Source organism: Brevibacillus jepli (genome assembly GCF_047229145.1).
GTDB lineage: Bacteria > Bacillota > Bacilli > Brevibacillales > Brevibacillaceae > Brevibacillus.
Map to the genome: position 1 here is coordinate 20,964 of NZ_JBFEFW010000040.1, position 24,790 is coordinate 45,753.

Annotated in this window: 30 protein-coding genes and 1 tRNA gene; 4 read left to right on the forward strand and 27 right to left on the reverse strand. The window is 47.9% G+C overall.

From position 1 onward, the window contains the following. The first annotated feature begins 9 nt into the window (after positions 1-9). Positions 10-606 (forward strand): TetR/AcrR family transcriptional regulator, encoded by a 597-nt coding sequence (locus tag AB1L17_RS28245; protein WP_412848241.1) that lies wholly within the window; start codon positions 10-12, stop codon positions 604-606. A 65-nt stretch (positions 607-671) separates the two neighbouring features. Here the strand turns inward: AB1L17_RS28245 and AB1L17_RS28250 are convergent, their stop codons facing one another. From AB1L17_RS28250 to AB1L17_RS28310, 13 genes are all read right to left on the reverse strand, one after another. After that, positions 672-851, reverse strand: a complete 180-nt coding sequence (locus AB1L17_RS28250) for a hypothetical protein (protein WP_412848242.1) — start codon at positions 849-851, stop codon at positions 672-674. A gap of 161 nt (positions 852-1,012) precedes the next feature. Then, positions 1,013-1,168: a hypothetical protein gene (locus tag AB1L17_RS28255; RefSeq protein ID WP_412848243.1), complete on the reverse strand. Its 156-nt coding sequence runs from the start codon at positions 1,166-1,168 to the stop codon at positions 1,013-1,015. A gap of 180 nt (positions 1,169-1,348) precedes the next feature. After that, positions 1,349-1,699 carry a PspC domain-containing protein gene (locus AB1L17_RS28260; RefSeq protein WP_412848244.1) on the reverse strand — a complete coding sequence of 117 codons (351 nt, stop codon included), beginning with the start codon at positions 1,697-1,699 and terminating at the stop codon, positions 1,349-1,351. 112 nt (positions 1,700-1,811) lie between these two features. Next, positions 1,812-2,432, reverse strand: a complete 621-nt coding sequence (locus AB1L17_RS28265; RefSeq protein WP_412848245.1) for a flavin reductase family protein — start codon at positions 2,430-2,432, stop codon at positions 1,812-1,814. 17 nt (positions 2,433-2,449) lie between these two features. Next, on the reverse strand, positions 2,450-3,610 hold the full coding sequence (locus tag AB1L17_RS28270; RefSeq protein ID WP_412848246.1) for a homogentisate 1,2-dioxygenase: 1,161 nt from the start codon (positions 3,608-3,610) through the stop codon (positions 2,450-2,452). A 25-nt stretch (positions 3,611-3,635) separates the two neighbouring features. Then, on the reverse strand, positions 3,636-4,553 hold the full coding sequence (locus AB1L17_RS28275) for a fumarylacetoacetate hydrolase family protein (RefSeq protein ID WP_412848247.1): 918 nt from the start codon (positions 4,551-4,553) through the stop codon (positions 3,636-3,638). 278 nt (positions 4,554-4,831) lie between these two features. Beyond that, a complete protein-coding gene (locus AB1L17_RS28280; protein WP_412848248.1) occupies positions 4,832-5,752 on the reverse strand; it encodes an RluA family pseudouridine synthase in 921 nt (306 codons plus the stop codon). Positions 5,753-5,837: 85 nt separating this feature from the next. Beyond that, complete coding sequence (locus tag AB1L17_RS28285) at positions 5,838-6,320, reverse strand: hypothetical protein (protein ID WP_412848249.1); 483 nt, start codon at positions 6,318-6,320, stop codon at positions 5,838-5,840. Between the two features lie 74 nt (positions 6,321-6,394). Next, complete coding sequence (locus tag AB1L17_RS28290; RefSeq protein WP_412848267.1) at positions 6,395-7,099, reverse strand: MBL fold metallo-hydrolase; 705 nt, start codon at positions 7,097-7,099, stop codon at positions 6,395-6,397. Positions 7,100-7,107: 8 nt separating this feature from the next. Next, entirely contained in the window at positions 7,108-7,737 is a 630-nt protein-coding gene (locus tag AB1L17_RS28295) for a TetR/AcrR family transcriptional regulator (protein ID WP_412848250.1), read from the reverse strand. Positions 7,738-7,924: 187 nt separating this feature from the next. Then, positions 7,925-8,446, reverse strand: a complete 522-nt coding sequence (gene tpx / locus AB1L17_RS28300; RefSeq protein ID WP_007717107.1) for a thiol peroxidase — start codon at positions 8,444-8,446, stop codon at positions 7,925-7,927. A gap of 88 nt (positions 8,447-8,534) precedes the next feature. Further along, positions 8,535-9,068: a hypothetical protein gene (locus AB1L17_RS28305; RefSeq protein WP_412848251.1), complete on the reverse strand. Its 534-nt coding sequence runs from the start codon at positions 9,066-9,068 to the stop codon at positions 8,535-8,537. Positions 9,069-9,117: 49 nt separating this feature from the next. After that, positions 9,118-9,555 (reverse strand): gamma-glutamylcyclotransferase family protein, encoded by a 438-nt coding sequence (locus tag AB1L17_RS28310; RefSeq protein WP_412848252.1) that lies wholly within the window; start codon positions 9,553-9,555, stop codon positions 9,118-9,120. Between the two features lie 117 nt (positions 9,556-9,672). Between AB1L17_RS28310 and pyc the strand changes: the two genes are divergently transcribed. Next, positions 9,673-13,119 (forward strand): pyruvate carboxylase, encoded by a 3,447-nt coding sequence (gene pyc, locus AB1L17_RS28315; protein ID WP_412848253.1) that lies wholly within the window; start codon positions 9,673-9,675, stop codon positions 13,117-13,119. Positions 13,120-13,192: 73 nt separating this feature from the next. Next, positions 13,193-13,879 carry a hypothetical protein gene (locus AB1L17_RS28320; RefSeq protein WP_412848254.1) on the forward strand — a complete coding sequence of 229 codons (687 nt, stop codon included), beginning with the start codon at positions 13,193-13,195 and terminating at the stop codon, positions 13,877-13,879. Positions 13,880-13,947: 68 nt separating this feature from the next. Here the strand turns inward: AB1L17_RS28320 and ytfJ are convergent, their stop codons facing one another. From ytfJ to AB1L17_RS28385, 13 genes are all read right to left on the reverse strand, one after another. Next, entirely contained in the window at positions 13,948-14,433 is a 486-nt protein-coding gene (gene ytfJ, locus AB1L17_RS28325; RefSeq protein WP_412848255.1) for a GerW family sporulation protein, read from the reverse strand. Between the two features lie 109 nt (positions 14,434-14,542). After that, on the reverse strand, positions 14,543-15,202 hold the full coding sequence (locus AB1L17_RS28330) for a DUF2953 domain-containing protein (RefSeq protein WP_412848256.1): 660 nt from the start codon (positions 15,200-15,202) through the stop codon (positions 14,543-14,545). A gap of 65 nt (positions 15,203-15,267) precedes the next feature. After that, the gene (locus AB1L17_RS28335; RefSeq protein WP_412848257.1) at positions 15,268-16,236 is read right to left on the reverse strand and encodes an S-layer homology domain-containing protein; all 969 of its coding nucleotides are present in this window, start codon (positions 16,234-16,236) and stop codon (positions 15,268-15,270) included. A 149-nt stretch (positions 16,237-16,385) separates the two neighbouring features. Continuing rightward, positions 16,386-17,033 (reverse strand): spore cortex-lytic enzyme, encoded by a 648-nt coding sequence (gene sleB / locus AB1L17_RS28340; RefSeq protein ID WP_412848258.1) that lies wholly within the window; start codon positions 17,031-17,033, stop codon positions 16,386-16,388. Between the two features lie 93 nt (positions 17,034-17,126). Continuing rightward, positions 17,127-17,477, reverse strand: coding sequence for a stage V sporulation protein AE (gene spoVAE / locus AB1L17_RS28345; RefSeq protein ID WP_106837897.1), 351 nt, complete (start codon positions 17,475-17,477; stop codon positions 17,127-17,129). 16 nt (positions 17,478-17,493) lie between these two features. Beyond that, positions 17,494-18,498 (reverse strand): stage V sporulation protein AD, encoded by a 1,005-nt coding sequence (gene spoVAD, locus AB1L17_RS28350; protein WP_412848259.1) that lies wholly within the window; start codon positions 18,496-18,498, stop codon positions 17,494-17,496. A gap of 3 nt (positions 18,499-18,501) precedes the next feature. Beyond that, positions 18,502-18,975 (reverse strand): stage V sporulation protein AC, encoded by a 474-nt coding sequence (spoVAC, locus tag AB1L17_RS28355; RefSeq protein ID WP_412848260.1) that lies wholly within the window; start codon positions 18,973-18,975, stop codon positions 18,502-18,504. 15 nt (positions 18,976-18,990) lie between these two features. After that, positions 18,991-19,851, reverse strand: a complete 861-nt coding sequence (locus AB1L17_RS28360; RefSeq protein ID WP_412848261.1) for a DUF421 domain-containing protein — start codon at positions 19,849-19,851, stop codon at positions 18,991-18,993. 91 nt (positions 19,852-19,942) lie between these two features. Next, complete coding sequence (locus tag AB1L17_RS28365) at positions 19,943-20,149, reverse strand: DUF1657 domain-containing protein (protein WP_007717150.1); 207 nt, start codon at positions 20,147-20,149, stop codon at positions 19,943-19,945. Positions 20,150-20,299: 150 nt separating this feature from the next. Then, a complete protein-coding gene (locus AB1L17_RS28370) occupies positions 20,300-20,500 on the reverse strand; it encodes an alpha/beta-type small acid-soluble spore protein (RefSeq protein ID WP_412848262.1) in 201 nt (66 codons plus the stop codon). Between the two features lie 79 nt (positions 20,501-20,579). After that, entirely contained in the window at positions 20,580-21,710 is a 1,131-nt protein-coding gene (locus tag AB1L17_RS28375; protein ID WP_412848263.1) for an MGDG synthase family glycosyltransferase, read from the reverse strand. Continuing rightward, positions 21,710-22,294: a YkoP family protein gene (locus AB1L17_RS28380; protein WP_412848264.1), complete on the reverse strand. Its 585-nt coding sequence runs from the start codon at positions 22,292-22,294 to the stop codon at positions 21,710-21,712. Before AB1L17_RS28380 ends, AB1L17_RS28375 begins: the two co-directional genes overlap by 1 nt. A 121-nt stretch (positions 22,295-22,415) precedes the next feature. After that, positions 22,416-23,066, reverse strand: a complete 651-nt coding sequence (locus AB1L17_RS28385) for a TerC family protein (protein ID WP_412848265.1) — start codon at positions 23,064-23,066, stop codon at positions 22,416-22,418. Positions 23,067-23,279: 213 nt separating this feature from the next. On the opposite strand from AB1L17_RS28385, the gene AB1L17_RS28390 reads away from it, so the two are divergent. Next, positions 23,280-24,446: a sensor histidine kinase gene (locus AB1L17_RS28390; protein ID WP_412848266.1), complete on the forward strand. Its 1,167-nt coding sequence runs from the start codon at positions 23,280-23,282 to the stop codon at positions 24,444-24,446. Between the two features lie 269 nt (positions 24,447-24,715). Here the strand turns inward: AB1L17_RS28390 and AB1L17_RS28395 are convergent. After that, positions 24,716-24,789 (reverse strand) — tRNA-Gly (locus AB1L17_RS28395). Between the last annotated feature and the right edge of the window lies 1 nt (position 24,790).

Genomic DNA, 24,790 nt, shown 5'->3' on the forward strand with positions numbered 1-24,790 from the left:
GGATTATTTATGACAGAAACGAAACGGCCTCGGGTGCCTCGTGAAAAAGCACAAGAGATCATTTTGAACGCTGCCGAGGAATTGTTTTATCAAGAAGGTATCCATGCTGTCAGTGTAGACGCCATTGTCGAGCGTGCCGGAATGAATAAAATGAGTGTCTACCGCCAGTTCTCTTCGAAAACGGACCTGATTCTCGCCTACATGACCAGAAAGCAAGACGTTTATTGGAAAGAGTGGGAGGAGAGTATCTCCAAACACCCTGATCAGCCACGAGAACAAATCATTCAGTTTTTTGCTGATCTGGCTGCCAGGGCGTCCAGCGAGCAATTCCGCGGCTGTTGTTTCATCAATGTGGCTGCGGAGTTTCCTGATCCGGTTCATCCGGTTCGCGAGTTGGTTTGCTCCCATCAGAAACGAATCCGGGACGCATTTTTAGAGCGCACAACTGCCCTTGGTGCTGCGAATCCATGCGAGCTGGCCTATACGCTTATCTTGTTGATGGAAGGCACTTATGCGGATAGCCAGACGTACGGCACAGATAGTGCAGCGATCCGCATGGTTCCTGTCATCGTGGAAAAGATTTTGGACCAAGCCATTCAAAATTAAAAAAGTGGCTCCCTGCCTTTTGTCGGCAGTTGCCACTTCCTCCTTCTGTCGCTTATGCAGCTGTTTTAGCGCTGGGCGCTGGTCGCGTACTTTTCTTTGTTGGACGTCATCGCTTCTAATTCTTTGACGTCTTTCTCCAAATCATGGATGTCTTCTTCAATTAGTTTTTTCAGGTGTTGCTTTTCCCGCAGAATTTTGCGGGTTTGCTCCAAACGCTGATTCAAATCGAACACGCCGAGATACACTGCTTTCCCTCCCTATGTAGGTTTTCCACTTTACATGTTATGCAGCCATCGCCAGAAGTTGCTGACCATTTTTTCGTAGGGTCAAAATAAGGCAGACAGGAAAGAGACTACGGGTCACAGTTCACACCCTACGCATTGATTAAGCACTTTATAAATGGGTACTACTTTTTGATGAAGCTAGACACCAACAACAGAATTAAACCTGGTAGAGTTGTATAGTACCACGCTTCTTTTGGAGCAATGCCCAATGGAACAACTACTCCTGAAAAAAGTAATACTATGCCCAGAATTCCTATTAGTCTTTTTTTCAGAATCATGAAAGTTCTCCTTTGATTCAGTATAGAGACGTTTGGATTTTTCACCAACATGTGTGTATCTCTTGTTCAGTACTCATTTCTCGTTTACGATGATTCAAACACAAAAACCCGCTAGACGGCACTTTTTTCAAAGTATCCATCTAACGGGTTAGAGTTCTGCCCTAGAAGTCTCTTCCTACATTAAAGCCCTTTGTATTTGCCCAATTCTTCACGCAGGCGATACACTTCCTGAACCAACGCCCGCTTTTCCAGACGGTCAATCTCTTGGTCCAGATCACTCATGCGTGCATGTCCATTATAGGGCACATCATGCATAGGGAAGCCGTCTGAAGCGTATGACCACTGCGGTTCTTTTGGCATAATCATCGCCAACAGCAAGTAAAGCAGAATGGGAACCCCCGTACAAACGGTGAGAATTACAACCCCTACACGCACCAGCGTTGAGTCAATTCGCAAAAATTGCGCAATCCCACCACAAATTCCAAATAACCGTTTATCATGATTCGAACGGTATAGTCGTCTTTCCATCATCACAAACCACCCTCTCTACAGTATCCCCTTGCCTTGTATCTACAGGATACCCGATAGGCGATTCCGGTAAAATGGTCCGTAGAGGGATTTGTCCTCCGTCGCTGGGCGGAGATCAATCAACAGGTGGCTCATAAACAGGTCGTGGACGATCAAACAATTCACCGAGAGTCGCATACGTATGTCCGGCTAATCTGCTGACGGGGGCAAATGCTGCGGCATCGATCCTCCCGGCATGGTACAGCTCATCCGCTACGTGAACGTGCACCACTTCTCCAATAATCAAATCGGAAGTTGTCGGGCTCCCTAACTCGACAATCTGATGCAGCTTGCATTCAAAATGGATACGGGATGCACGAAGCCTCGGCACCTTGACCCGAACAGAAGGGACTACTTCCAGCCCCAATGCCTCGACTTCACTGATCTCTGGCGGATAATCGGCAGATGTCTGATTCACAGCATCGACATTGTGTACATCCACCATATTGACCACGAACTCGCCTGTTTGCAAAATGTTTCGTGCCGTATCTTTTGGGACGCTACCCGGCTTACGCATGACGGCCACTGACACCATCATTGGCTCAATGCTTGCGACATTAAAATAACTGAAAGGAGCAGCATTGACGATCGCCCCCTCCCCTAGAGAGGTAACCCAAGCGATCGGTCTTGGAACGATACACCCGATCAACAGCTTGTATTTATCCTGACGTTCAATCTCGTGAATGGCGATTTCCATTCGTTTTGCACCTCTTCCTACTCGCGCGGTGGCAACCAGCTTGACATGTACGTCTCATCCTCGATAACCAAAGCATGCTTGGTGACGTGAAGCGGATGGAATGTGTCCAACATGACAGCCAGCTCCTGCGTTTCTTTTTTCCCAATGCTCGCCTCCACCTTGCCCGGATGCGGCCCGTGTGGAATCCCCATTGGATGCAGTGTGATCGAGCCCTCATAAATGCCTTTTCTGCTCATAAAATTGCCATCTACATAGTATAACACCTCGTCACTCTCTACATTACTGTGGTAGTAAGGCGCAGGAATCGCTTGCGGATGATAGTCGTACATCCGTGGGACGAATGAGCAGATGACAAAGTTTTGACCGGCAAAGGTCTGATGCACGGGAGGCGGCTGATGAATACGGCCGGTAATGGGCTCGAAGTCATGGACGCTCAGCGCATACGGATACAAATATCCATCCCAGCCAACGACATCAAACGGATGGAAGTCAAAGAAGTAGCTGTAAACCACAGACTGGCGTTTCACGCGCACCTCGAAGTCTCCGCTTTCCACATGCGTCACCAGCTTTTCCGGTACACGAATATCACGTTCACAAAACGGCGAATGTTCCAACAATTGACCATGCTCGTTCCGATAACGCTTCGGTGGCACAATCTCATTTTGTGATTCAATGACGAGGAAACGACTCTGCACAGAAGGCTCGATCCGGTACGTCGTGCCGATCGGGATGACGAGGTAGTCACCAGGCTTGTAAGCAAGTGTACCGAATATTGTTTGCAGCTCTCCCTCACCATAATGCACAAAGATGACTTCATCACCATCCGCATTGCGGTAAAAGTAATCCATCGGCTCGGTCGGCGCGCACACTGCCATGACGACATCGTTGTTCCCCAGCAAGTATCGGCGTCCGAAAATCGGGTCCCCGCCAGGCTCGACATCAAATGTTTTAAAATGCTGATGCTTCAAATCTGCCTGCGGGACATACTCCAAGCGGACGTCTGCATATTTGCGCGTCTCCCTCACTTGGGTAGGCGGGTTGTGGTGGTACAGAATCGATTGAATCCCGGAAAACCCTTTGGTTCCCATCACTTGCTCGCGGTACAGTCCCCCATCCGGCTTGTAAAACGTCGTATGCCGCTTCTGTGGAACTTCCCCCATACGTTGGTAAAAAGCCATACGTTCCTTCCTCCTTTTTTCATCCTTATTCACAAATCGTATTGGAGAGCACACCGAGGCGCTCCACCTCTAGCTCTACCACATCACCTGGCGCAAGCCAACCAAACTGCTCAGTACCGAGCTCCAAAATGCAGCCAGTACCTACTGTTCCCGATCCAATGACATCTCCCGGATACAAGAAACAGTCCTCCGAAGCGCGGGCAATCATTTCGGCGAATGTATAATGAATGTCTTTGAGGTTTCCTCGTGAATACTCTCTGCCATTGACACGTGCCACCATCTCCAGGTTGTAGCGACTGCCCTTATTGCCTGGGATACGTACATCCGCTAGCTCCTCCGGTGTAACCAGCCACGGCCCCATGGACGTTGCGAAGTCTTTTCCCTTGGCTGGCCCTAACCCGACCTTGACTTCCTCTCGTTGTACATCCCGGGCACTCCAATCATTCAAGATACAATAGCCCGCGATGTGCTCCTCAGCTCGGTCAATCGGAATGTTTTCCCCAGCTTTTCCAATCACGCAGGCAATTTCCAGCTCATAGTCCAGCCACTCGGTTGCTTTTGGTCTGCGAATATTCGCTTGCGTCCCCGTAAAAGCGGCTGCATTCGAAAAATAAAACACAGGGAAGTGATACCATTCAGGAACCATTGGAAGCCCGCGTTTTGCTCTCGCTGTCTTCACATGTGCCTCGAAAGCGTAAAAGTCGCGAAAGCTGGAAGGACGAGGAAGTGGCGACCCTAGCTCAACTTGTTCCAAATCCCAGCCATCCTGTGTCTCGTATGCTGTTTTCAGGACAGGTAGCCAGATTGCCCACTCTTCGAGCAAACCAAGCACTGTGCTAGGCGCAGCTGGACACGCTAACGCAATGTCTTTGACTTTTCCTTCATGTAGAAGCCCCGCTCGCCAAGCATCCCCTTGACTTAGCCGATAGGAAACCAGCTTCATGAGACCCTCTCCTTCTTTTGGGCAAATAAAAACCCAGCTCACCCCCAAGCTAATTCCGGTGCATGACAAATAAAAAAGGGAGACCCTCTTTGTCAAAACGATCCGAAACAGGCATCAGGCGCAAGCTGGGTCTTGTCTGCTACTGAAAAAAATCTTTGCGGGATTTTCCCCCGCAGACAGCCAGCTATTCTCTGTTGTGTTTCAACTCATTCCTTCATTGCTTCTATCATATCGAAAACGCTTACAGCTTTCCAGAGGGAAATGACGAAATTTTTCGTCTAGGTCATTTCCTTACTCGGGTAATCCGGGAAAAATTGTTGGACTAACTGCTCCATATCAGTTGGCAGTGGCTCCTCCCAGTTCATAGCCAGACCGTTTCTCGGATGGACAAAGGATAGCCCCCAAGCGTGCAAAGCCTGTCTGCCGATATGCTCGCGTTCTCCTCCGTACAGATCGTCTCCTGCTAATGGATGACCTTCGCTGCTCATATGAACACGAATCTGATGCGTTCTCCCAGTCTCTAGCTTGACCTCGACAAAGCTCATTCCATCTCCTCGGGCAAGCACACGATAATGAGTAACAGCTGCCTGCCCGTCCGGCCTTACTTGTCTGGTGATAAACGAATCTTCCGCAAGCCCAATCGGTGCATCAATCGTCCCTTCATCTGACTCGACAATCCCTTGGGCGATTGCTCGGTAGGTGCGTTGCAGCGTTCTGATTTGTTGCATACGGCTGAATTGTTCGTGCGCCCATTGATTTTTGGCCACAATCATCAAGCCTGAAGTATCTTTGTCCAAACGGTTCACCGCCCGGAACCTTCTGTTCTCTCCCCGTTGTTTCCAATAAGCGATCAATCCGTTCGCCAATGTTCCGCCTGGATGATTCCCTGTAGGATGGACGACAAGTCCCGCAGGCTTGGCGATGACCATCAAGTCAGCGTCCTCGTAACGGATCTGGAGCGGCATTTCCTCTGGGGCTACCGTCTCTTCTACTTCCTCTTCTACCATGACGGCAATTTCGTCGCCAGCTTGCAGCTTTTCATTCACAAAAACGAGGACGCCATTCCGTGTAATCGAGCCTTTAAATTTCGCGCGAATGAGCAGGCGTCTCGATACGCCATAGCGCTTTTGCAGGACTTCCCGTACCGTTTGTCCTGCATCTGCCTCATCAGCCGTGAAGCTTATCAATTCTTCTAGCATGTTGTCTCTCCTTTGGGTGTTCCCTCCCCTCCAGTATAGCAAAAAACGATCATGGCTGTTTTGCCATAACCGTCTGGAGAGCCTATCAGATGTTGTCTTTTACTTCGATCACAAATGCATGACCAGCATCGCCTTGCGTCCATTGACCGCGCACGTCGAACAAATACCAGCCTGGCTGTTCCGGTGCCTTCCATTGATTGCCGTTTTCCACTGCTTGCTCAACTTCTTTCATGCCATTCCATTGGGTTACCTTGAGCGTATTCGCGGTTGGCGGCTGGGCAAAAGTGACGGTCAGCGTGGCTCCTGGTTTTACTTGCAGGGGTGCAGGCTTTTGCTCCGCAACGAGCTCCGGTGGTGCCGCCGTATCCTTACAGATCGCTTCGTTATTGTAGCTCCAGCAGGAAGATGCGGGTACTGTCGCAGCCGTTTTTCCGCTCCATGCAATAACCGGCTGCGGTGGTTCCGTGAGCGACTGCGAAGTCCCTTGTGCGGACGATCCACCCCCACATCCAGTTAGTAATAATGTCGTTAATAGAAAGAGTTGGCAAAACACTCCTACCTTTTTCATCCAAATCACCTCAAACCTATGACGGCTGAAAAAGGGGATTCGTTTCAAATAATTCGGTTTAATTAAAAAGTGCTCTATGATTGCCAAACACTGGCTGGGATCGAAAAGGAAGCAGATACCTCTTTCAAATAGTCATCCAGCTGCTCTGCGGGATTATGAATCGGCTTGCCATGGCATACTTCTACATGACGTGGTCGCAAGTGGCGGATGATCAAGCTGCTTTTGAGAGCCTGAGCCATATCCGCCGTGAACATAGGCATGGGACGATGCAATCTGCCGCGCTTGGAGGTAAACAAATCTCCAGCCAACATCACCCCGTCCTTTTCGTGATAATACACCACATGTCCCGGTGAATGGCCCGGTGTCAGGTAGGGTTGCAGTCCCCCGATGAGGGAGAGATTTCCTTGCTCATCCTCTGGCAAAGGCTGTGCCAAGTCTGGCTGAACATTTACTTCCAGCTTTTTGCGGCGGGGATACAGCTTTTTCCCTTCCATATAGGGAATCTCGATTCGATGTGCATAGACTGGCACAGATTCGGTCTCCACGATTTTTTTGACGGCTCCCACGTGATCTGAATGACCATGCGTAAGCAGTATTCGTTTGAGCGGCCCTACATTCAGCTGCTTGATAAAAGAGACAATCCGTTTTGTCATAAACGGCATCCCCGCATCAATAAGCGTAACACCATCTTCGTCCTTGACCATCCACACACGCAACGGAATCAACATCCACGCTTTGATACACCAGATGTTCTCCGAGATTTGCTCAGCTCTCATCATCATGCGAATCACTCCCTGTTCAACATTTTTTGGCTTCCTGCGAGAAAGACATCCACGGACAGAGCGAATGTAGGTGCTAGCCTTTCTATCAAGCCGTCCAACGGTTCCTCAGAATGTGTATACGTCCCGACGATGCCATGCAACGTATAGAAATAAATTCTTGCATAGGCAAGCACCTCTTCTTCTCCTGCATCCTTTGGCAAGCATCCCCTTACAGCCTGCCTCAGCAAACCAAACAATTGATTGCGCAGCGATTGCAATTCCTCTTCCGGCTCTTCTACATCGATACGAGAAGCTTTGATCATAAAGAACAAGGTGTACATCGTTCGATTGCTCAGGCAAAAGTGGATGAACTGACTGCTGATTTCCCGGAGGATTTCTTCCGGAGTTCGCGAGCGATTGGACAGTGTTTCTTCCATTTGGTGCGCCAAGCTCTGCAACGGTTCCTTGGACAGCTGATGAAGCAGAGCTTCTTTATCTTTGAAATAAATATAGAGCGTTGTATGAGAACAGCCTGCTGCTTTGGCGATTTCCCTGATAGATACCGTATCAAAGCCTCTGGTGGCGAAAAGGTCTGCAGCCGCCGTCAAAATCGCCCGCTTCGTTTCCTCCGAACGTATTTCCTGTTTGCTTGCCATGCGTGACATTCAACTCCTTATTTCTTGAAAAACTTTATAACCACCGGTTAGTAACCGTTGGTTATAATATAACCACTGGTTAGTAATTTCGTCAAGGCTATTTTTTCCACATGCATAAATAAAAAAACTCCCTCTTCGTCACGCGGACAAAAAGGGAGCTTTCCTTATAAAAAGATCGTATTTACGCTTACTTCGCAGCTTGTGCAGCAGCAATCGCAGCTTCGTAGTTTGGATGCTCACCAGCAGCAGCCACATACTCAGCGTGTACAACCTTGTCGTTTGCATCGATTACGAATACAGCGCGAGCCAAGAGACGGAATTCTTTGATCGCTACGCCATAAGCTGTACCGAAGGACAGGTCTTTGTGGTCAGATACAGTTTTCACCTTGTCGATGCCAGCAGCACCGCACCAGCGGTTTTGTGCGAATGGCAGGTCAACGGATACAGTCAGAACGGTTACGCCTTCCAATTTCGCAGCCTCTTCATTGAAACGGCGAGTTTGTGCATCGCACACGCCAGTGTCAATAGAAGGGATTACGGAGATGATACGAACTGTACCTTTGGAATCCTCCAGAGTTACAGGGGACAGATCGCCACCTACTACAGTGAAGTTAGGAGCAGTATCTCCCACTTTGATTTCAGGACCGAGCAGTGTTACAGGACCACCTTTGAATACAAATGCGCCTTGACGCTCAACAGCAGTTGTCATGATTTCTTCCTCCTCACCAAATCTTTCATATGTACCTCAATTATCATACCCTATCATTCACTTTTTTTCACTATGCCAATAGTAGAAATTACAGATTCACTTGCACTTTTCCGCTCCGTTTAACTTCAACCTTGGCGATTCGCTTCACTTCATGCTCATATTCCCAATCCGTCTTCGCATTCAGCTCATGGCAACGCATCAGCGCATGATAGAGGGCAAAAGCAAAGGTAACCTGCTTCATTTCGTACCGGGTTCCATATGCCTTTGGCAGTGCTGTGTTGATGATCTCGATTTGATACGTGGCTTTTTCCCGCTTTTCCCTGACTGGCACGATATACCCCATGCGCTTTAAGACATGGCCGTAATCGAACTCTCCTTCATCGTCAAAATCAATCGTGTCCTCCGAGGTTGCCAAATACTCCAGCAAGGTGCCCATATCCAGCGTTTCAAAGCATGCAGGCTGTGGCATGGACAAAACTGAGCCATCATTGTTTACAAAATAAATATGGTCACGATAATGAAAGATCAGTTCATCGTCTGGAACTTCGTCGGGAAACATCCATTGACTTTGCGGAATCAATAAACGCCAGATTTGTGCAGGATCATAATGGAGTAATTCCATGGCAGGGCTCCCTCCTTTTCCCTACCAGTTTTGGCAAAACGAACGCCAGCTATTCAGTCAGCGATTGGATGTAGCGCCGCCAATCTCCATCTGTAACGTGGACCCCTGTTTGCTTTACCAGCACTTGATCCAAATAACGATATACATAGACGTTCACTACTTCACCTGTTCCCTCCAGAGTCGCAGGCACGATGATCCGTTCATATTCATTGCGCGAATCACCCTCACCGTAGTACGTCTCCAGCTCGTCCAATCCCGCTAGCGCTTGCTCGTACACTTCGGGAGCAAACATAATCATCTCCCCCACAACCTTCTGCTCTCCTTTCAATAGTCCAGGATAGCCCGCCGGCAAATGATAGATCTCGCCTTGGATCGTCGCAGGTGTAGCCTGATGCGTATACGGTTTGACGTAATTCTCATGATTGCAAAAGCCCGCCAATAGTGTGCCGTACACAAAAACAGGTAGTTTGTCATTTATGTTGTTCATATTTTTCCATCCTCCTGGGTGATAAAAAAGTGTGTCTTGTGTAGAGAAGATTTTGTATATTTGTACTATATATAATTTTGATACGTCTTTTTTCCGAGACGTAAGGGGGAGAGAATAATGAAAAAGAGAAAAATCAACCGCCTACTGGTCGCAAACCGCGGTGAGATTGCCATTCGGATCTTTCGCGCAGCAACAGAACTCGGCATACGTACGGTAGCCGTGTACTCCGAGCAGGACAACGTTTCCATCCACCGCTTCAAGGCAGATGAGTCGTACCTGGTCGGGGCAGGGAAAGGGCCTATCGAGGCTTACCTCGACATCGAGAGTATCATTGAAATTGCCAAGCGCAACGATATTGACGCCATTCACCCAGGTTACGGATTCTTAGCCGAAAATGCTGAATTTGCAAAGCGTTGTCAAGAAGAAGGCATCATTTTCATTGGACCATCCCATGAGCTGATCGACAAATTCGGGGACAAGGTAGAAGCTCGTCGTCTCGCGATCGAAGCGAATATCCCAGTGATTCCAGGTACGCCTGAGCCAATCGAAACCCTGCAAGAAGCGCTTCTCTTTGCCAAGGAATACGGCTACCCTATCATTATTAAAGGCGTTTCCGGTGGCGGAGGTCGAGGCATGCGCATCGTCCGCAGTCAGGATGAATTGCAGGATTCATTAGATCGCGCTCGTTCCGAGGCCCGCTCTTCCTTCGGCAATGCCAAGGTGTATTTGGAGCGATACTTAGAACAACCCAAGCACATCGAGGTTCAAATTCTGGGAGACAACCACGGAAACATCGTTCATCTGTTTGAACGAGATTGCTCTGTCCAACGGCGCCATCAAAAAGTCGTTGAGGTAGCTCCTAGCCTATCGCTGGATGACAAACTGCGTGAAGATATTTGCCAGGCTGCTCTCACTCTCATGCAAAAAGCCGGTTATTCGAATGCAGGTACTGTCGAGTTTTTGCTTACGCCGGACAAGCGTTTTTATTTTATAGAAGTAAATCCACGCATTCAAGTAGAGCATACGATTACGGAGCTGATCACTGGAATTGACATTGTTCAGTCGCAGATTCGCGTCGCCGAGGGTCATGCACTCTCTGATGAAGAGATCGGCATCCCGTCGCAAAGTGATATCAAGATGAGCGGCTTTGCGATCCAATGCCGTGTCACGACAGAAGACGCTGAAAACAACTTTCTGCCAGATGCCGGTCGTTTGTCAGCTTGGCGCTCGGGAGGAGGGTTCGGCGTACGGCTGGACGGCGGAAACGGATATCCTGGTGCGATTATTACACCGTTTTATGACTCGCTCCTGGTCAAAATCTCCACGTATGGAGCGAGCTTTGATCAAGCCGCTCGCAAAATGCTGAGAACATTGCGTGAGTTCCGTATCCGCGGCGTGAAAACGAACTTGCCGTTTTTGGAAAATGTCGTGACGCACGCTGATTTTTTGAGTGGCAATTACGATACGTCCTTTATTGATACCAAGCCAGAGCTATTCATCTTCCCTGGCCGTCAGGATCGCGGTACCAAATTACTATCTTATATCGGCGATACGATTGTCAACGGATATCCAGGACTGGGTAAATCGGAGAAGAAGCCGCACTTCGACTCCCCGCGCATCCCGCGGACACCATTTACCCAGCCATATCCCGACGGTACAAAGCAAATTCTTGACAAAGAAGGCGCTGACGGTCTGATTCGTTGGATTCAGGAGCAGAAGCAGGTGCTTGTCACAGACACGACATTCCGCGATGCTCACCAGTCTTTGTTTGCTACGCGTGTGCGCACTTATGACCTTGCCTCGATTGCAGAAGCGACGGGTAAGCTCGGCTCGGGTCTCTTCTCGTTGGAGATGTGGGGCGGTGCTACTTTTGACACCACCATGCGCTTTTTGCAGGAATCTCCTTGGGAGCGGCTGCAAATTCTTCGCCAACGCATTCCAAATGTATTGTTTCAGATGCTCTTGCGAGGAGCAAACGGCGTAGGTTATACCAACTACCCGGATAATGTGATTCACTCCTTTGTCAAAGCTTCAGCGGAAAATGGCATCGATGTCTTCCGGATTTTTGACAGTCTGAACTGGCTGCCCGGGATGCAAACAGCGATCGAAGCCGTCCGTGAATCGGGGAAAGTAGCTGAAGCGGCAATTTGCTACACAGGAGATATCCTGGACCCGACCAAAACCAAATACAGCCTGGCCTACTATGTGAATCTGGCGAAGGAATTGGAAAAGGCTGGTGCTCATATCCTCGCGATTAAGGATATGGCAGGTTTGTTGAAGCCTTATGCTGCTTATTCGCTCGTCTCGGCTTTGAAACAAGAAATCAGCATTCCGATTCACCTGCACACGCACGATACATCAGGGAACGCCGGCGCTATGCTTCTCAAGGCTATCGAAGCTGGTGTGGATATCGTCGATGCATGCGTGAGCTCCATGTCTGGACTCACTTCCCAGCCTAGCCTGAACGGATTGATCGCAGGTTTAGCCCACACCGAGCGTGAGACGGGATTATCCCTTGAATCGTTCAACAAGCTATCCGATTACTGGGAAGATGTCCGTCCGTACTACCAAGGCTTTGAGAGCGGCATGAAAGCGAGCAATACCGAGGTGTACGTTCACGAAATGCCAGGAGGTCAATACACCAATCTGGAGCAGCAAGCCAAGGCTGTTGGTCTGGAAGGTCGTTGGGACGAAGTGAAGCATATGTACGCTGTCGTCAATCAAATGTGCGGTGACATTGTAAAAGTAACGCCTTCTTCCAAGGTCGTGGGCGATATGGCGCTGTTCATGGTTCAGAACAACTTGAATGAGGAGAACATTTGGGAAAAGGGCACGCGTCTCGACTTCCCGGACTCCGTCATTCAATTTTTCCAAGGCTATCTTGGTCAGCCGCCGGGCGGATTCCCGAAGGAACTGCAAGAGCTCGTACTAAAAGGTCGCGATGCGTTTACTGCACGTCCCGGCGAGTTGCTCGCACCCATTGACTTTACGCAAGTTGCTGCTGAGCTGGAAGCCAAAATCGGACGTGAGCCTGGTCATTTAGACGTCCTGTCCTATATTATGTATCCGCAAGTCTATTTACAATTTGAACAACGCTTGAAGGAATACGGAGACTTGTCGGTATTAAATACCGGAACGTTCTTCTACGGATTGCGTCCGGGCGAAGAGACCGCCATTACAATCGAGCGTGGTAAAACATTAATTATCAAGCTGGTTGCAGTTGGTGAGCTTCATCCAGATGGCCGACGCATCATTTATTTTGAACTGAACGGACAGCCTCGCGAAATATTCATTCGCGATCAGTCTGCGAAGGTCTCTGAACTAATCCGCCGAAAAGCCGAAGCACAAAACCCTGCCCACCTTGGTGCCTCCATGCCAGGAAAAGTACTGAAGGTGCTTGTCGCAGAAGGAGATAAGGTGCGAAAAGGTGAGCATCTGCTGGTGAGTGAGGCGATGAAAATGGAAACGACCATCCAAGCCCCGCTCGACGGAAAAATTAAAGCCGTCTATGTAAAAGCTGGCGAAGCGATTCAAACTGGCGATCTGCTCATTGAAATGGAGTAAGCATCGTCTATAATAGGAGATAGTAAATTGTTCCTGGGGATTCATTCCATTTACTCTTGAGGAGGTGACCGACATGAAAACGAATCGAGTCAGCCATGTTCCATTTACGCAGCGGGTAGGCCGCTATCATTACCACATGCTTCAGGCAAAATTAAGCACACCCGTCTATCCAATTTCGGGCTATAATTTACAGCCATACTACACTCGCCAGCAACAATGGATGACAGAGCTTTCCGATTCCTTATCGCGTCTGTACCGCTTTTCCTCAGATTTGGAGAAAAGTGCACGGGAGTTTATTTCAGCAGGCAAGAACAACGAGATTGCTCCTGATATCGAGCAATTACAAGAACGTACACACTCATTAATGAATCGGTATAATCGCCTGCAGCTTTTTCTTGCCGAAAAAGAAGATACGTTAACAACACAGAAGCTGGATGCGTTTGCTCAGGTTGCCAAAGACGCAGATGAAAAGCTCAGTCCGTTTGGCATCAAGCTGTTGCCAGATGGGCAGCTGGAAATGAATGACGAAAAATGGTTCGAGGCCGTCCAAACCAGCTATGTGGATTACGTAAAAGAAATGGAGAGTATCGCCCAATCATTCAGGGGAGCAACGTTGCGATTGCAACGCAATCCTCTTGGCTCCTTTTCGCGCTACTACGAGGAAGCGATGGCTCGGCATCCGTATATTGCCTCCTCAGTCTCAAGCCTTCACTTTCAACATGTTTCCAAAACAGGGTTGTTCGTAAACGAGCGCTGGTAATGTCATACGCTTTCAACAGTAAAAACAGGTATGCCCTTCTTATAAGGGATACCTGTTTTTTACTTTACTTATTTTCGATCCATAAGATCTTCCAAATCTTGTTCTTCTGCTCTGGCAATAATCGTGTTGGAATACATCGGGGTTTCATCCGTTTTAGTAAACATCCCCTGTACTTTATCCACAATTTGCGGAACAGAATCCAAAATCCGGTCGTAGAGATGCGTGGTATTTTCCAGCGGAATTGAGCGAATTCCTTGTTTGCCGACAACCAGAAATGCTACAGGTGTAATGGAAACACCGCCCCCACTACCCCCGCCAAACGGGTGACCGGCATGCTCATGCTGCTGCTGATGCTGCTGGCGACCAGCATGCTGTTGATCGTATTGAAACTCGCTACCCCCGGCCGCGAACCCAAATCCTACCTTGGAGATCGGGAGAATGACACTACCATCAGGAGTCTCTACAGGATCGCCAATGATTGTATTCACGTCTACCATCTGCTTGAGATTTTCCATCGCTGTTCTCATCAGGCCTTGAATCGGGTGGTCTGCCATATATGTCGCTCCTCCTTCCTATCTGTGTCATGCTTTATCATTCCCCTAACAAATCCTGAGCATGTACCCCTCACGAGGTAATTCATATACGTGCTTCTTCGTTTTGTCATTAGACACGTGAAGAGACAGGTTCCCATTTTTTTGATTTACTTTTGCGGACACGCAGAAACACTTTGATCCCGGAATAAAGGAGATAACCCAAATGAAAATTCAACACCATATGAACTTTCGTATGTAAAAGTGATTGGTTCCATACAGGCTGTACACTCATAGCTGGCATCACACGTAAAGAAATGGCGTGAGAAACAACACCGACAACCATACTTTTTACTCCCCAGATTAATCCTGTGAGCGCACCTGTTTCAGCTGCCTGACCAGTGCCCAGCCACGTATGCCATTCGAACTCGGTACAGCGAATATGTTTGAACATGTCTTTTAGCAACGGTAGTAAATCGCGTGCTTTTTCCAGTAGTTCACGATAATTGCGATACCATAATTTCACTTGCCTCCGCGTAAAATCTTTGACCCTCTCCCGTAGCTTGCTTCCTTGCTGTACCGTCTCCACCTTTGCTACCAGCTCAGGTCCGGCTTCTGTCATTTTCAAGAGGAGAATCGGAATTTCGTATTTCCTACGGATTATGCCCCATGCTGCAATCGTAATATCCAACTGATCATTTTCACCCTCGCGACTGTAAAAACACTTCAATTGTATTGGTGTAATGAATATCAAAATCAATAAGACAAGCAAACCGAGTAACAACCATACCATTAAAAAAATCCCACCCCCTCCACGTAGTATGAGTGGAAAGAGCAGGAAATATGTTCAGTATTTTATTAATCAAGCACGTATACTTTGACACCTTTTTTCAAGCCATGATTTTCAGCTTGGTTCAAGGTTGGAAGATACAGATCGACATGGCGTTGCTTAACTGCACCACCAATGTCAGCTGCTACCGCATAACCATAGCCTTCGATATACAAGTGAGAGCCAAGTGGAATTACATTTGGATCAACCGCTACAACACCCTCTCGCAGTGGATACTCCAGATACGAAAGGATCTTGTCGGTAGGGTAGCTGTAAGCAGTCGTCTGTACGGTTAATTCTTGGCGAAAAGGTGTCCCATTGGAGAGTGCTTTCGTACTTTTCGGTTGATCCTCAACCAAGTGAAGTGCCGCGTATGTGGCTGCTTCGGCTCTTGTCATGTACTTGTTCGGCTTTAATGTAGCGTCCTCATACGCACTTATGAGCCCATTTTGCATGGCGTAAACGAGTGGCCGTTGCTCACTCTCCTTCACGCTGTCCCCATCCGAGTATTTGTTCAATGTCTGAATCGTCGTCGACCACTTCAGGTTATTGACTGCTCCGCTGTCGCCCATCGTTCTTACCAGCATAGAGGCGAGCTCAGCTCGTTTCACCGGGGCATCAGGATGTAAGTACAGCTGATTCCCCTGCTTTTGTCCATGAACGATCCCCAACCGATAGGCTGTCTCTGCATAGGGCGACAGCCAACTGTTTGCAGGAACGTCCGCAAAGGATGATTGGATGCTCGCAACAGGCTCAATTCCTTTTGCATTCACAAACATCGTGAGCAGTTCACCCTGCGTCACGTTCTCATCAGGCCGAAAATACTCGTTTTGACCAATTACGCCGGCTATGTAAAGTTTATTGATTTCTTGCTCTGCCCAATGGCCGCTAATGTCTTCATAAGGTGTTCCATTCGTTTGATTTGTTTCTGCCTCCACAACTGGTGCACCTACTAGAAACAAGGCTGCCAGTGAGGCAAGGATCATCCGTTTCTTCATCATCAACCTCCATAGGGAATTTTGTGAATCCTTTCGTATCATTTTATCGAACTATTTTGCGAATACAATGTACAATAGTTTCCAGCCAAATGGAAAGCCCTCGATCAGCATCATGACGAATGCTGCATCAAGGGCTCATTAGACGATGGTTAGATGGCAAAAATGTGTTTCCCGATCTTTTTCACATGTGTACGTGACCAAATCCACTTGGAGGTTGCCGTAACAGGGTTAAAGTAATAAAGAGAATTGTTCGTTGGGTCCCATCCTCGTACAGCATCCCACGCTGCCTGGTAAGCCCTCTTGTTAGGAGTCATCCAGAATTGTCCATCATCTACAGCAGTAAACGCTAAAGGCTCGAAGATGACGCCCGCAAGTGTATTGGGAAATTGTTTGGACTGGATACGGTTCAAAGCAACCGCAGCAACTGCCACTTGGCCTTCATACGGTTCACCGCGAGCTTCTGAATAGACAAGCTGTGCCAGCATCTGCATTTCTGCTTTATTCACCGACACTTTTTTCAGGACTCGCCATGTATTTCGACCAGTAATACCGTCTACCGGTAATCCGTATGCTTTTTGAAACTGTCTGACGGCCTTTGTTGTATTCGCACCGTACTTGCCGTCCAATTTACCATTGTAATAGCCTAACATCTGCAAGCGATACTGCAAATCCCATACATCCCCATTCACACTGCCACGCTTGATCTGTGTGGCTGCCAGGGAGTCGGCCGGGAAAATAAACGCTACGGCCATAAACGCCGCAAGCAAGGCTGTTAATGCTTTCTTGCTCCACCACATAAATTGTTCCCTCCTTACCCAACCCATTCTACAAGCTGGCGAAAGTAGGTTCAATTCAAGTATTTTGGCACTAAAGGTAACTTGTACCTGCCATTATCCTTTTGGTCGAAACAAGACTGCGGTGATAAATCCGAAGACGATGGCAGCCGAAATGCCTGCGCTCGTCACTTCAAAAATGCCGGTAATAATGCCAATGACTCCATGCTGCTCGGCCTCCGCCATCGCTCCGTGCACAAGTGCATTTCCAAAGCTCGTGATGGGTACTGTCGCTCCTGCTCCGGCAAAATTAACCAGTGGCTCGTATAGACCGAAACCGTCTAATACTGCACCAGTGACAACAAGAGAGGACATCGTATGGGCAGGTGTGAGCTTGACGACATCCATGAGAAATTGACCGATTAAGCAAATCGTTCCTCCTACGAGAAACGCCCACAAAAACATCATGGTATCACTCTCCAAATTACTCCGACTCAACAGCCACGGCATGGGCGATGCAAGGAATGCTTTCTCCCTGCTGGAAGGTCAACGGGGATAAAAGGGCTCCCGTGGCAATCAGCAAGATTCGCTTCCATTCTCCTTGCTTCATCCGTCGAAGCAGATGCCCATATGTCACTGTCGCGATACAGCCACATCCGCTGCCACCAGACCACACATTTGGATTTTCACCGTAAATCAGCTTCCCGCAATCCACATAACGCTCTAACGGAATTTGCATGTGATGCTTGGGTAATAGATCAGATAAAATGGCATGGCCCGTTCGTCCCAAATCGCCTGTCACGATTAAATCGTAATGGTCGTGAGGGAGCCCAAAGTCACGGAAATGTGACTCAATCGTTGATAAGGCTGCAGGTGCCATCGCTGCCCCCATATTAAATGGGTCTGTCAATCCCATATCAACGACATGTCCGATAGTGGCTCCCGTGATCCGTAATCCCTTACCCTGACTGGCTACGACAGCGGCACCCGCTCCGGTTACTGTCCATTGTGCCGTCGGAGGCTTCTGTGAACCGTACTCGGTCGGATAACGATATTGTTTTTCTGCAGCGCCATTGTGGCTAGAGGTAGCAGCCAGGACGTAATCAGCAGATTGGCTATTTACCATGAGAGCAGCCAAGGCCAAGCCTTCCATCGCGGTTGAGCACGCTCCGAATATTCCCAGAAACGGAATCGAAAGCGTCCGGGCCGAGAAGCTGGCAGAAATTATCTGGTTCATTAAATCCCCGGCAAGCATAAAGTTTATTTGCTCTTTCGTGAGCCCCGCTTTCTCTACCGCTTTCGAGCACGCTTCTTCCAGCAGGACCTTCTCCGCCTTTTCCCAGCTATCTTGTCCGAGCATCAAGTCACCGTGCAATGTATCAAAGTCGTCGGCTAACGGTCCCTTAGCCTCAAAAGGCCCACCAATCGCAGCGTGACCGAGAATGACAGGTTTTAAAGGAAAGACCCATGACTGATGACCTTGGCGCATCCGTTAGCCTCCCATCGTAAATAATGTTTTGATCAAGCCAACGACGAATGCCGCCGCGACTCCAAACACGATCACGGACCCCGCCAGCTTGAACATGTTACCGCCGACCCCCAACACAAGTCCTTCACTGCGATGCTCGATAGCGGCTGACGCGATCGAATTGGCAAAGCCCGTTACCGGTACACTCGTACCTGCGCCAGCCCATTGGGCAATTCGGTCATATAGTCCTAGTCCAGTCAGGAGTGCAGAAATTATGATCAAGACAGCAACTGTGGGATTTCCAGCAGTTTTCTCCGTAAAATCAAAGTAGTGTATGAACATCTCTTGTATTCCTTGTCCGATTACACATATGATTCCACCCACTAAAAATGCCCGGGTAAAATTGCGCAAAAGCGGTCGCGGAGGCTCGTGTGTTTTTGCCAATTGCTGATATTCTTGCTGGACGGGGGTCAGCTTTTTCTTTTTTTGATCTGCCAAGTCACTCACTCCTTTTTACCGAATCATGAACGGTTTTACTTGATCGATGATCTGTTGTAGCTGTACCGAGTCAGTTTGGTAGGTACGCTTCATTTGTTCATTTTTTGTACTGAGTGCATATAACTCCAAATCCGCCTGACATTTTTTCAATGTAGCAAAAGCCAGCTTCATCGCTTGGGCACCAGGGACCATCAGCTTATCATCGTAGAGGTCGAGATATAGCTCTCCCCCTTTGTCTACTTGCCCGAGGAAAACATTTTCCAAAGCCACTCCCGCTTTTTGCAGCTCAGTGCGGACCCATCTACGGTTCAGACCTGCTGTTGCCAGAGGCTCGTCCATAATGATCCCATCCATAATGACAATTTGATTCTCTTCCGAAGGTGCTACTGTCAATTCAAGCACCTTGGGTGTGACCGGCTGACTCTCTGATTTCAGTAAGACGCTGACTTCCCCACTCGTTTCCATGAGCGCAAACTCTACATCGGCTACTCGGAACACGTTTTTGACTCGTAGGTGTTCCATCAAGTCTTCCGCGGTCAATCGTTCCTTCTTCAGATTGTCCTCCAAAATTTTCCCTTCCTTGATGAGAACCGTTGCTTTCCCTTCAAAAAAATCCCGGAGAATCTTGCTCTTAAGTGAAAGCCACCCCATTAATACAGGGAAGAGCGCGAAGACACCCATGGCGATCAAACTATGGTAGATCGGTCCATCCATTTCGGTTGCCATGAAGGCCGCAATCGAACCGATGCTGATGCCGACGATATATTCGATGTATGTAAGTTGCTTGATTTGCCTTTTCCCAATGACCTTCGTCAATATAAACAAGTAGGCAACTGCCCCAATCGCACGCAGCATGATATCTAACCAGCCAGGCATAAGCCACCTCCATCACCTGAGGTAATTAGAAAACTTGGCAAGTACTAGTAAAACCAAGAGAGAGGGAGTCCCTCTCCCTTCCCAACACTTACTAAAATCCTTTAAACTGCGGCTCTTCCTTTTCCAGCTCTGTTACACGCTGTTGGAGGTTATCCACGATGGATTGCGTTTGCTCTGCTGCTTGCGAATACAATTGCTTCGCCTTCTTGTTCTGCGTGCTGAGAGCAAATGTTTCAAAATCTGCCTGTGCACCTTTCAAGCTGGCAAGCGTCTGCTTCACTTGTGCTCCTACTGTCATTTCCACTCACCTCCTAACACATATAGAATCCGCCTAGGCTCATAATTTATGCGGTTGTCCGCCTAATTTTAATTTGTAAATAATTTCCTTTTTGGGATGAATAAAAAGGAGAGACACCATAGGTGCCTCCCCTTCATCCAGCTTATTAGATTAGCCACGTCCAGCCAGTTGTTGCTCAGCAAAGGAGACAAGACGTTTTGTAATCTCTCCTCCAACTGAACCGTTTTGACGGGAAGTGGTGTCTGGTCCAAGCTGAACACCGAATTCGGATGCGATTTCGTATTTCAGTTGGTCCAGAGCTTGGTTTGCTTGAGGAACCACCAGGTTGTTAGTAGATCTGTTGTTCGCCATCTGTATCACCTCCTCGTCGTTTGTAAGTTTAATATGTGTGAAGTTTTGCTTGTTCATGCGTTCTTTTTTTCTTCCAATTTTAGTCTGTTAATTGCAAGAGGGCCTGGGCAATTTGCTGGGCTGCTTCTGGTCGCCCCAGCTTGTCCATATGCGCTGCAAAAGCATCTCTTCTTGCAGGCTGGCGCCATAGTCTGATCATTTTTTTGATGTCAGTGGGAGTTTCCGCCAAGATCGCTGCCTTTTGCTCGAGTAAAAATGAACAATTATGCTTTTCCTGGCCGGGTAATGGTTTATACAAAATGAGTGGTGTTTTAAGAGCAAGTGACTCCGCGCACGTAATACCGCCTGGCTTTGTGATATAGGCATCGGCTGCTCCAATCCACTTCCACATTTGCGGCTCAAAGCCTTTCAATAATAAGTGATGCACCGTTGCCTGCGTACCAAGCAAGTCCTCCAGTTGTTTATACAGTCCTGTATTCTTTCCTGTAACGACTATAAGCTGCAATGGTTGCTCTTCCAGCAGCAATTCACGTACAACCTGCTCGACACCACCATAACCGCCTTCACCTCCACAAACCAGCACTGTGAATAAATCAGGTGCGAGTCCAAGCTGCTTTTTCCAAGCCGCTTTGTTCGTATTCTGTGCTGCAGTAAAAGCTGGCCGAACCGGAATGCCATACACATGTATTTTCGCAGGCTCAATCCCGTATCGCTCGAGCAATATTTGTCCGATTTGCTCATGAGCCACCATATACGCATCTATTTCCGGATGAATCCAAAACCGGTTAATGTGGTAATCCGTAGGCACACAAACTAGCTGGAAAGGCTTAGGCACCTTTCTCTTCGCCTCTGCCAATGCGGACAAGCAGTAAGCATGCGTAGCGATTACAACGTCAGGCTGTTCTTCTCGTAATAATTGATGGGTTAATCTTGCGGACAGCCACCATCCCAATGGCTTGGACAAAGTCCCAGCTAGTCGTTCTTCCTGCTCATAGATACGTTGCCACACAGGTTGACCATAGCGCAGCATGTTGCGATAAAAAAAATGAGAGAGCACACGCAAGCTTGGACTGGCAGTTTTCAGACCTCCTACCACTCGGGCCGATCGTGCACCCTCATTTCCCATTAATACTTCTTGCAGGGCTTCGGCAGCCATCCGGTGGCCGCTTCCTGCCCATTCCTCTGTTACTAACAGAAACCGCTTTGTCATTAGTGGGGCTCTCCTAGAGGCTGCTCCCGTTGGCCATATCGATTTAGCAATAACTCCTTGGACATATAGACACGCTTGAGAGGCATTTCATGATTCCACGTTTGTACTCGCCGTTTTCCATCAGGATGGACAATTCTCAGCATGATACGCAAATACCATCGCTTGTAGTGAAAGAACCAGTTCATGGGCACATCCGATATCGAGAATCCCAAAGGAGATACGCCCTTATGCAGCATGGTGGTGCCGACTATCCCTTTTATTTGTTCTTTATTTTCCATCGTCTCAAGAAACGCGGCTAGCTTCGGAAGAGACTGAAGGATATGCCTGCGCAACAGCAACGCCACACGTAGTTCGTCCTTCACGCCTTTGCATAATGTTGCAAAGTAATAATTGTGTATATGTAGCTTTAAGATCATATCTCCGTCATGAATGGTGCAATTATCCGTCGTAACGAGCGGTTCTCCCCGATAACGCAAAACAACAACGCGAAATATATTATTCCCTTTGTCAATATAGGTAAGTCTGGTGCAACGCTGGTATATTTCATCCCAGCATCCCCATAGCATCAAGAGGCTTGTATTCATTAGCAATGATTCCTTTCCTGCTATGTTTTTCATTGAGCTCGATGCGACCACTTGCAGTTAGCAAAAACGGTCATGATCTTTGCTGTAGTATGCCCCAGAATGTATGCTCCTCATTACCTTTTCACGTTCTTTTCATACGCCCCCAGAACATAACCAATACAGCAGCAAATACGGGCAACCACATATGATTGAGTAGCAATGGATTTACCCACTTCCAGACATACGGGTCCTGCAAACACATATCAACGGCTGTAAAAGTAAGAATGCCTCCACCAATGATGACCAGACTGGGAAAGCGATTCATAATACGGGCAATCCATGCACTTCCCCACATCAACAGCGGAATGCTCATAGCAAGCCCAAGCAAAACTAACCATAAATCGCCATGTGCTGCTCCACCAACTGCCAAAACATTGTCTAAACTCATGACAAAATCTGCCAATATGATCGTTCTGACTGCCTGACCCATTGTCTGATTATGCGAGACGTCTGTCAGCTCTTCATTCTCGCCCTGCATTAGCTTACACGCGATCCATAGCAATAATAATCCCCCGATAGCCTTTACCAGAGGAATATCTAACATCCAGGTTGTCATTCCCGTCAGTACGATGCGTAAAACGATCGCGCCCATTGTTCCATATAAGATTGCCCGTTTTCTCTCTGTACGAGGTAGTCCACGGCAGGCCATTCCTATCACTACGGCATTGTCACTGCTCAATACCAGATCGATCATAAAGATATGTAAAAGACCCAGCCAAAAATACTCGCCCATCCCTGCCTCCCTGGTCCAATAAAGTTCGTCCATTCTACTTTATGCGACTGGAATCGGACTCATGATTGGATATTTTTCCGAAAAAAGGCGGTTTTCAGCGGATTTTGTAGATAAAAACTTCCAAAAAAAATGCATTTTATTGCGAAATCAGGCTAAATATACCTTGTCTAATCTTACCCTTTTCCCTTACGATTTTAATGGGGTGGATAAGAGATGGTGGAGACTGTGACGCTGAACCTTTATAACGTTTCAAGGAAGATTTTAGACTTAACACCAAGTATCACCACAATATGGCTGCAAGAAATTGTTCGCAGCATGGAAATTCCTGTAACCATTCCCCGCGATTTTGCGGAAAAACGAACAGTGCTCTTGGCTCGCTATCTGGTTGAGGATGTAGATCATGACATGCAGACTTGGGCATTAGATATGGGAGAGTGGCTGCGTTCTCAGGAATTCCCTTTCTCCTCCATTTTGCGCACGTACCAGTTGTATCGGAATGTATTCTGGCGGGTACTCCAGCCCGAATTGCAGAAATGGTCCCTCTCCTCACAAGAAATGCACTATTTGGAAAGCCAATTGGGCAAAGCCATGGACGAAAGCGTCTTCTGGGCCGTATATCATTTTGAACAAATGATTAATAAAGAGCTTGTTCAAAAAGAAGAGACGATCTCCTATTTGCATAACGACAAACTGACCATGCTCGGGAAAATTGCCGCAAATATGGCTCATGAGCTGCGAAATCCGTTGTGCGCCATTGAAGGGTTCCTGAAGCTGATTGGCGAGTCTACACAGGAGCAGGCTCAACTCCAAACGTATATTCAAGTCGTCATGCATGAATTTGAGAATTTGCATCGGCAATTGACTGGATTCCTCAGCTTTTCCAAAAAACCAATCCTCGATGAAATTTTCAAAACCGTTCAGGTTGAAGAGTTGCTGGAAGAAGTAGAAATGCTTATTACGCCTCGCCTCGTGGGAGAAAACATACGATTTGAAAAACAAATCCACCCCTGCTCACTCGCTTGTTATGAAGAAGGCTTGAAACAAGTCGTCGTCAATCTATTAAACAATGCCATTGACGCCGTACAAAGTCGTTCAGACAAATATATTCATGTCATTTCCACATCTTCAGATGGATGGCTTTATTTGAGTGTGGAAAACAACGGAGAAAGGATTCCACCTGAGATCGTAGAGAATCTTTTCCAACCATTCTTTACGACAAAACAAAACGGGACAGGCATCGGCTTGTCCATCTGCAAAAATATTATTGAAAAGCATCAAGGCACGATCCATTGTGATTCCAATGAAAAACGTACGCGCTTTATCGTTTCTCTTCCGATTGCGTCTGTCCAGGAAGCAGGACCGAGAATAGAGGCCCTCTAAGATCGCTTTCACTTGTACGACGCAAAAAAGCCCCCTGACAATGCAGGAGGCAAGGCAAGAGATCCGTTACCATTGTTATCGGTAAGCGATCTTAGCTTTACTGTACACGAAAACATATGTTTCTACCATAGAAAACGTCAGACAGCTTTCGACACGAGATTATACCTGGATTGAACAAAGGCTTATCCATTCTCCTACTTGGATAAGCCTTCTTTCTTTTTGCATTCAATAAAAAAAACAGAGAACCAATGGGCTCTCTGCTTTATGTATGGAGCGGGTGATGGGAATCGAACCCACGCGACCAGCTTGGAAGGCTGGAGTTCTACCATTGAACTACACCCGCA

Bases quoted from the DNA above. Each gene is read 5' to 3' on its own strand.
- AB1L17_RS28305 (WP_412848251.1), bottom strand. From the start codon at position 9,068: ATGGAATTACTCCATTATGATCCTGCACAAATCTGGCGTTTATTGATT.
- AB1L17_RS28370 (WP_412848262.1), bottom strand. From the start codon at position 20,500: ATGGCGAACAACAGATCTACTAACAACCTGGTGGTTCCTCAAGCAAAC.
- AB1L17_RS28335 (WP_412848257.1), bottom strand. From the start codon at position 16,236: ATGAAGAAACGGATGATCCTTGCCTCACTGGCAGCCTTGTTTCTAGTA.
- AB1L17_RS28380 (WP_412848264.1), bottom strand. From the start codon at position 22,294: ATGAATACAAGCCTCTTGATGCTATGGGGATGCTGGGATGAAATATAC.
- AB1L17_RS28320 (WP_412848254.1), top strand. From the start codon at position 13,193: ATGAAAACGAATCGAGTCAGCCATGTTCCATTTACGCAGCGGGTAGGC.
- AB1L17_RS28275 (WP_412848247.1), bottom strand. From the start codon at position 4,553: ATGAAGCTGGTTTCCTATCGGCTAAGTCAAGGGGATGCTTGGCGAGCG.
- AB1L17_RS28365 (WP_007717150.1), bottom strand. From the start codon at position 20,149: ATGACAGTAGGAGCACAAGTGAAGCAGACGCTTGCCAGCTTGAAAGGT.
- AB1L17_RS28255 (WP_412848243.1), bottom strand. From the start codon at position 1,168: ATGATTCTGAAAAAAAGACTAATAGGAATTCTGGGCATAGTATTACTT.
- AB1L17_RS28390 (WP_412848266.1), top strand. From the start codon at position 23,280: ATGGTGGAGACTGTGACGCTGAACCTTTATAACGTTTCAAGGAAGATT.
- spoVAD (WP_412848259.1), bottom strand. From the start codon at position 18,498: ATGCGCCAAGGTCATCAGTCATGGGTCTTTCCTTTAAAACCTGTCATT.
- AB1L17_RS28270 (WP_412848246.1), bottom strand. From the start codon at position 3,610: ATGGCTTTTTACCAACGTATGGGGGAAGTTCCACAGAAGCGGCATACG.
- AB1L17_RS28280 (WP_412848248.1), bottom strand. From the start codon at position 5,752: ATGCTAGAAGAATTGATAAGCTTCACGGCTGATGAGGCAGATGCAGGA.
- AB1L17_RS28290 (WP_412848267.1), bottom strand. From the start codon at position 7,099: ATGATGAGAGCTGAGCAAATCTCGGAGAACATCTGGTGTATCAAAGCG.
- AB1L17_RS28385 (WP_412848265.1), bottom strand. From the start codon at position 23,066: ATGGGCGAGTATTTTTGGCTGGGTCTTTTACATATCTTTATGATCGAT.
- AB1L17_RS28260 (WP_412848244.1), bottom strand. From the start codon at position 1,699: ATGATGGAAAGACGACTATACCGTTCGAATCATGATAAACGGTTATTT.
- pyc (WP_412848253.1), top strand. From the start codon at position 9,673: ATGAAAAAGAGAAAAATCAACCGCCTACTGGTCGCAAACCGCGGTGAG.
- AB1L17_RS28245 (WP_412848241.1), top strand. From the start codon at position 10: ATGACAGAAACGAAACGGCCTCGGGTGCCTCGTGAAAAAGCACAAGAG.
- AB1L17_RS28295 (WP_412848250.1), bottom strand. From the start codon at position 7,737: ATGGCAAGCAAACAGGAAATACGTTCGGAGGAAACGAAGCGGGCGATT.
- ytfJ (WP_412848255.1), bottom strand. From the start codon at position 14,433: ATGGCAGACCACCCGATTCAAGGCCTGATGAGAACAGCGATGGAAAAT.
- AB1L17_RS28265 (WP_412848245.1), bottom strand. From the start codon at position 2,432: ATGGAAATCGCCATTCACGAGATTGAACGTCAGGATAAATACAAGCTG.
- AB1L17_RS28285 (WP_412848249.1), bottom strand. From the start codon at position 6,320: ATGAAAAAGGTAGGAGTGTTTTGCCAACTCTTTCTATTAACGACATTA.
- AB1L17_RS28330 (WP_412848256.1), bottom strand. From the start codon at position 15,202: ATGGTATGGTTGTTACTCGGTTTGCTTGTCTTATTGATTTTGATATTC.
- sleB (WP_412848258.1), bottom strand. From the start codon at position 17,033: ATGTGGTGGAGCAAGAAAGCATTAACAGCCTTGCTTGCGGCGTTTATG.
- AB1L17_RS28310 (WP_412848252.1), bottom strand. From the start codon at position 9,555: ATGAACAACATAAATGACAAACTACCTGTTTTTGTGTACGGCACACTA.
- AB1L17_RS28375 (WP_412848263.1), bottom strand. From the start codon at position 21,710: ATGACAAAGCGGTTTCTGTTAGTAACAGAGGAATGGGCAGGAAGCGGC.
- AB1L17_RS28360 (WP_412848261.1), bottom strand. From the start codon at position 19,851: ATGCCTGGCTGGTTAGATATCATGCTGCGTGCGATTGGGGCAGTTGCC.
- spoVAE (WP_106837897.1), bottom strand. From the start codon at position 17,477: ATGATGTTTTTGTGGGCGTTTCTCGTAGGAGGAACGATTTGCTTAATC.
- tpx (WP_007717107.1), bottom strand. From the start codon at position 8,446: ATGACAACTGCTGTTGAGCGTCAAGGCGCATTTGTATTCAAAGGTGGT.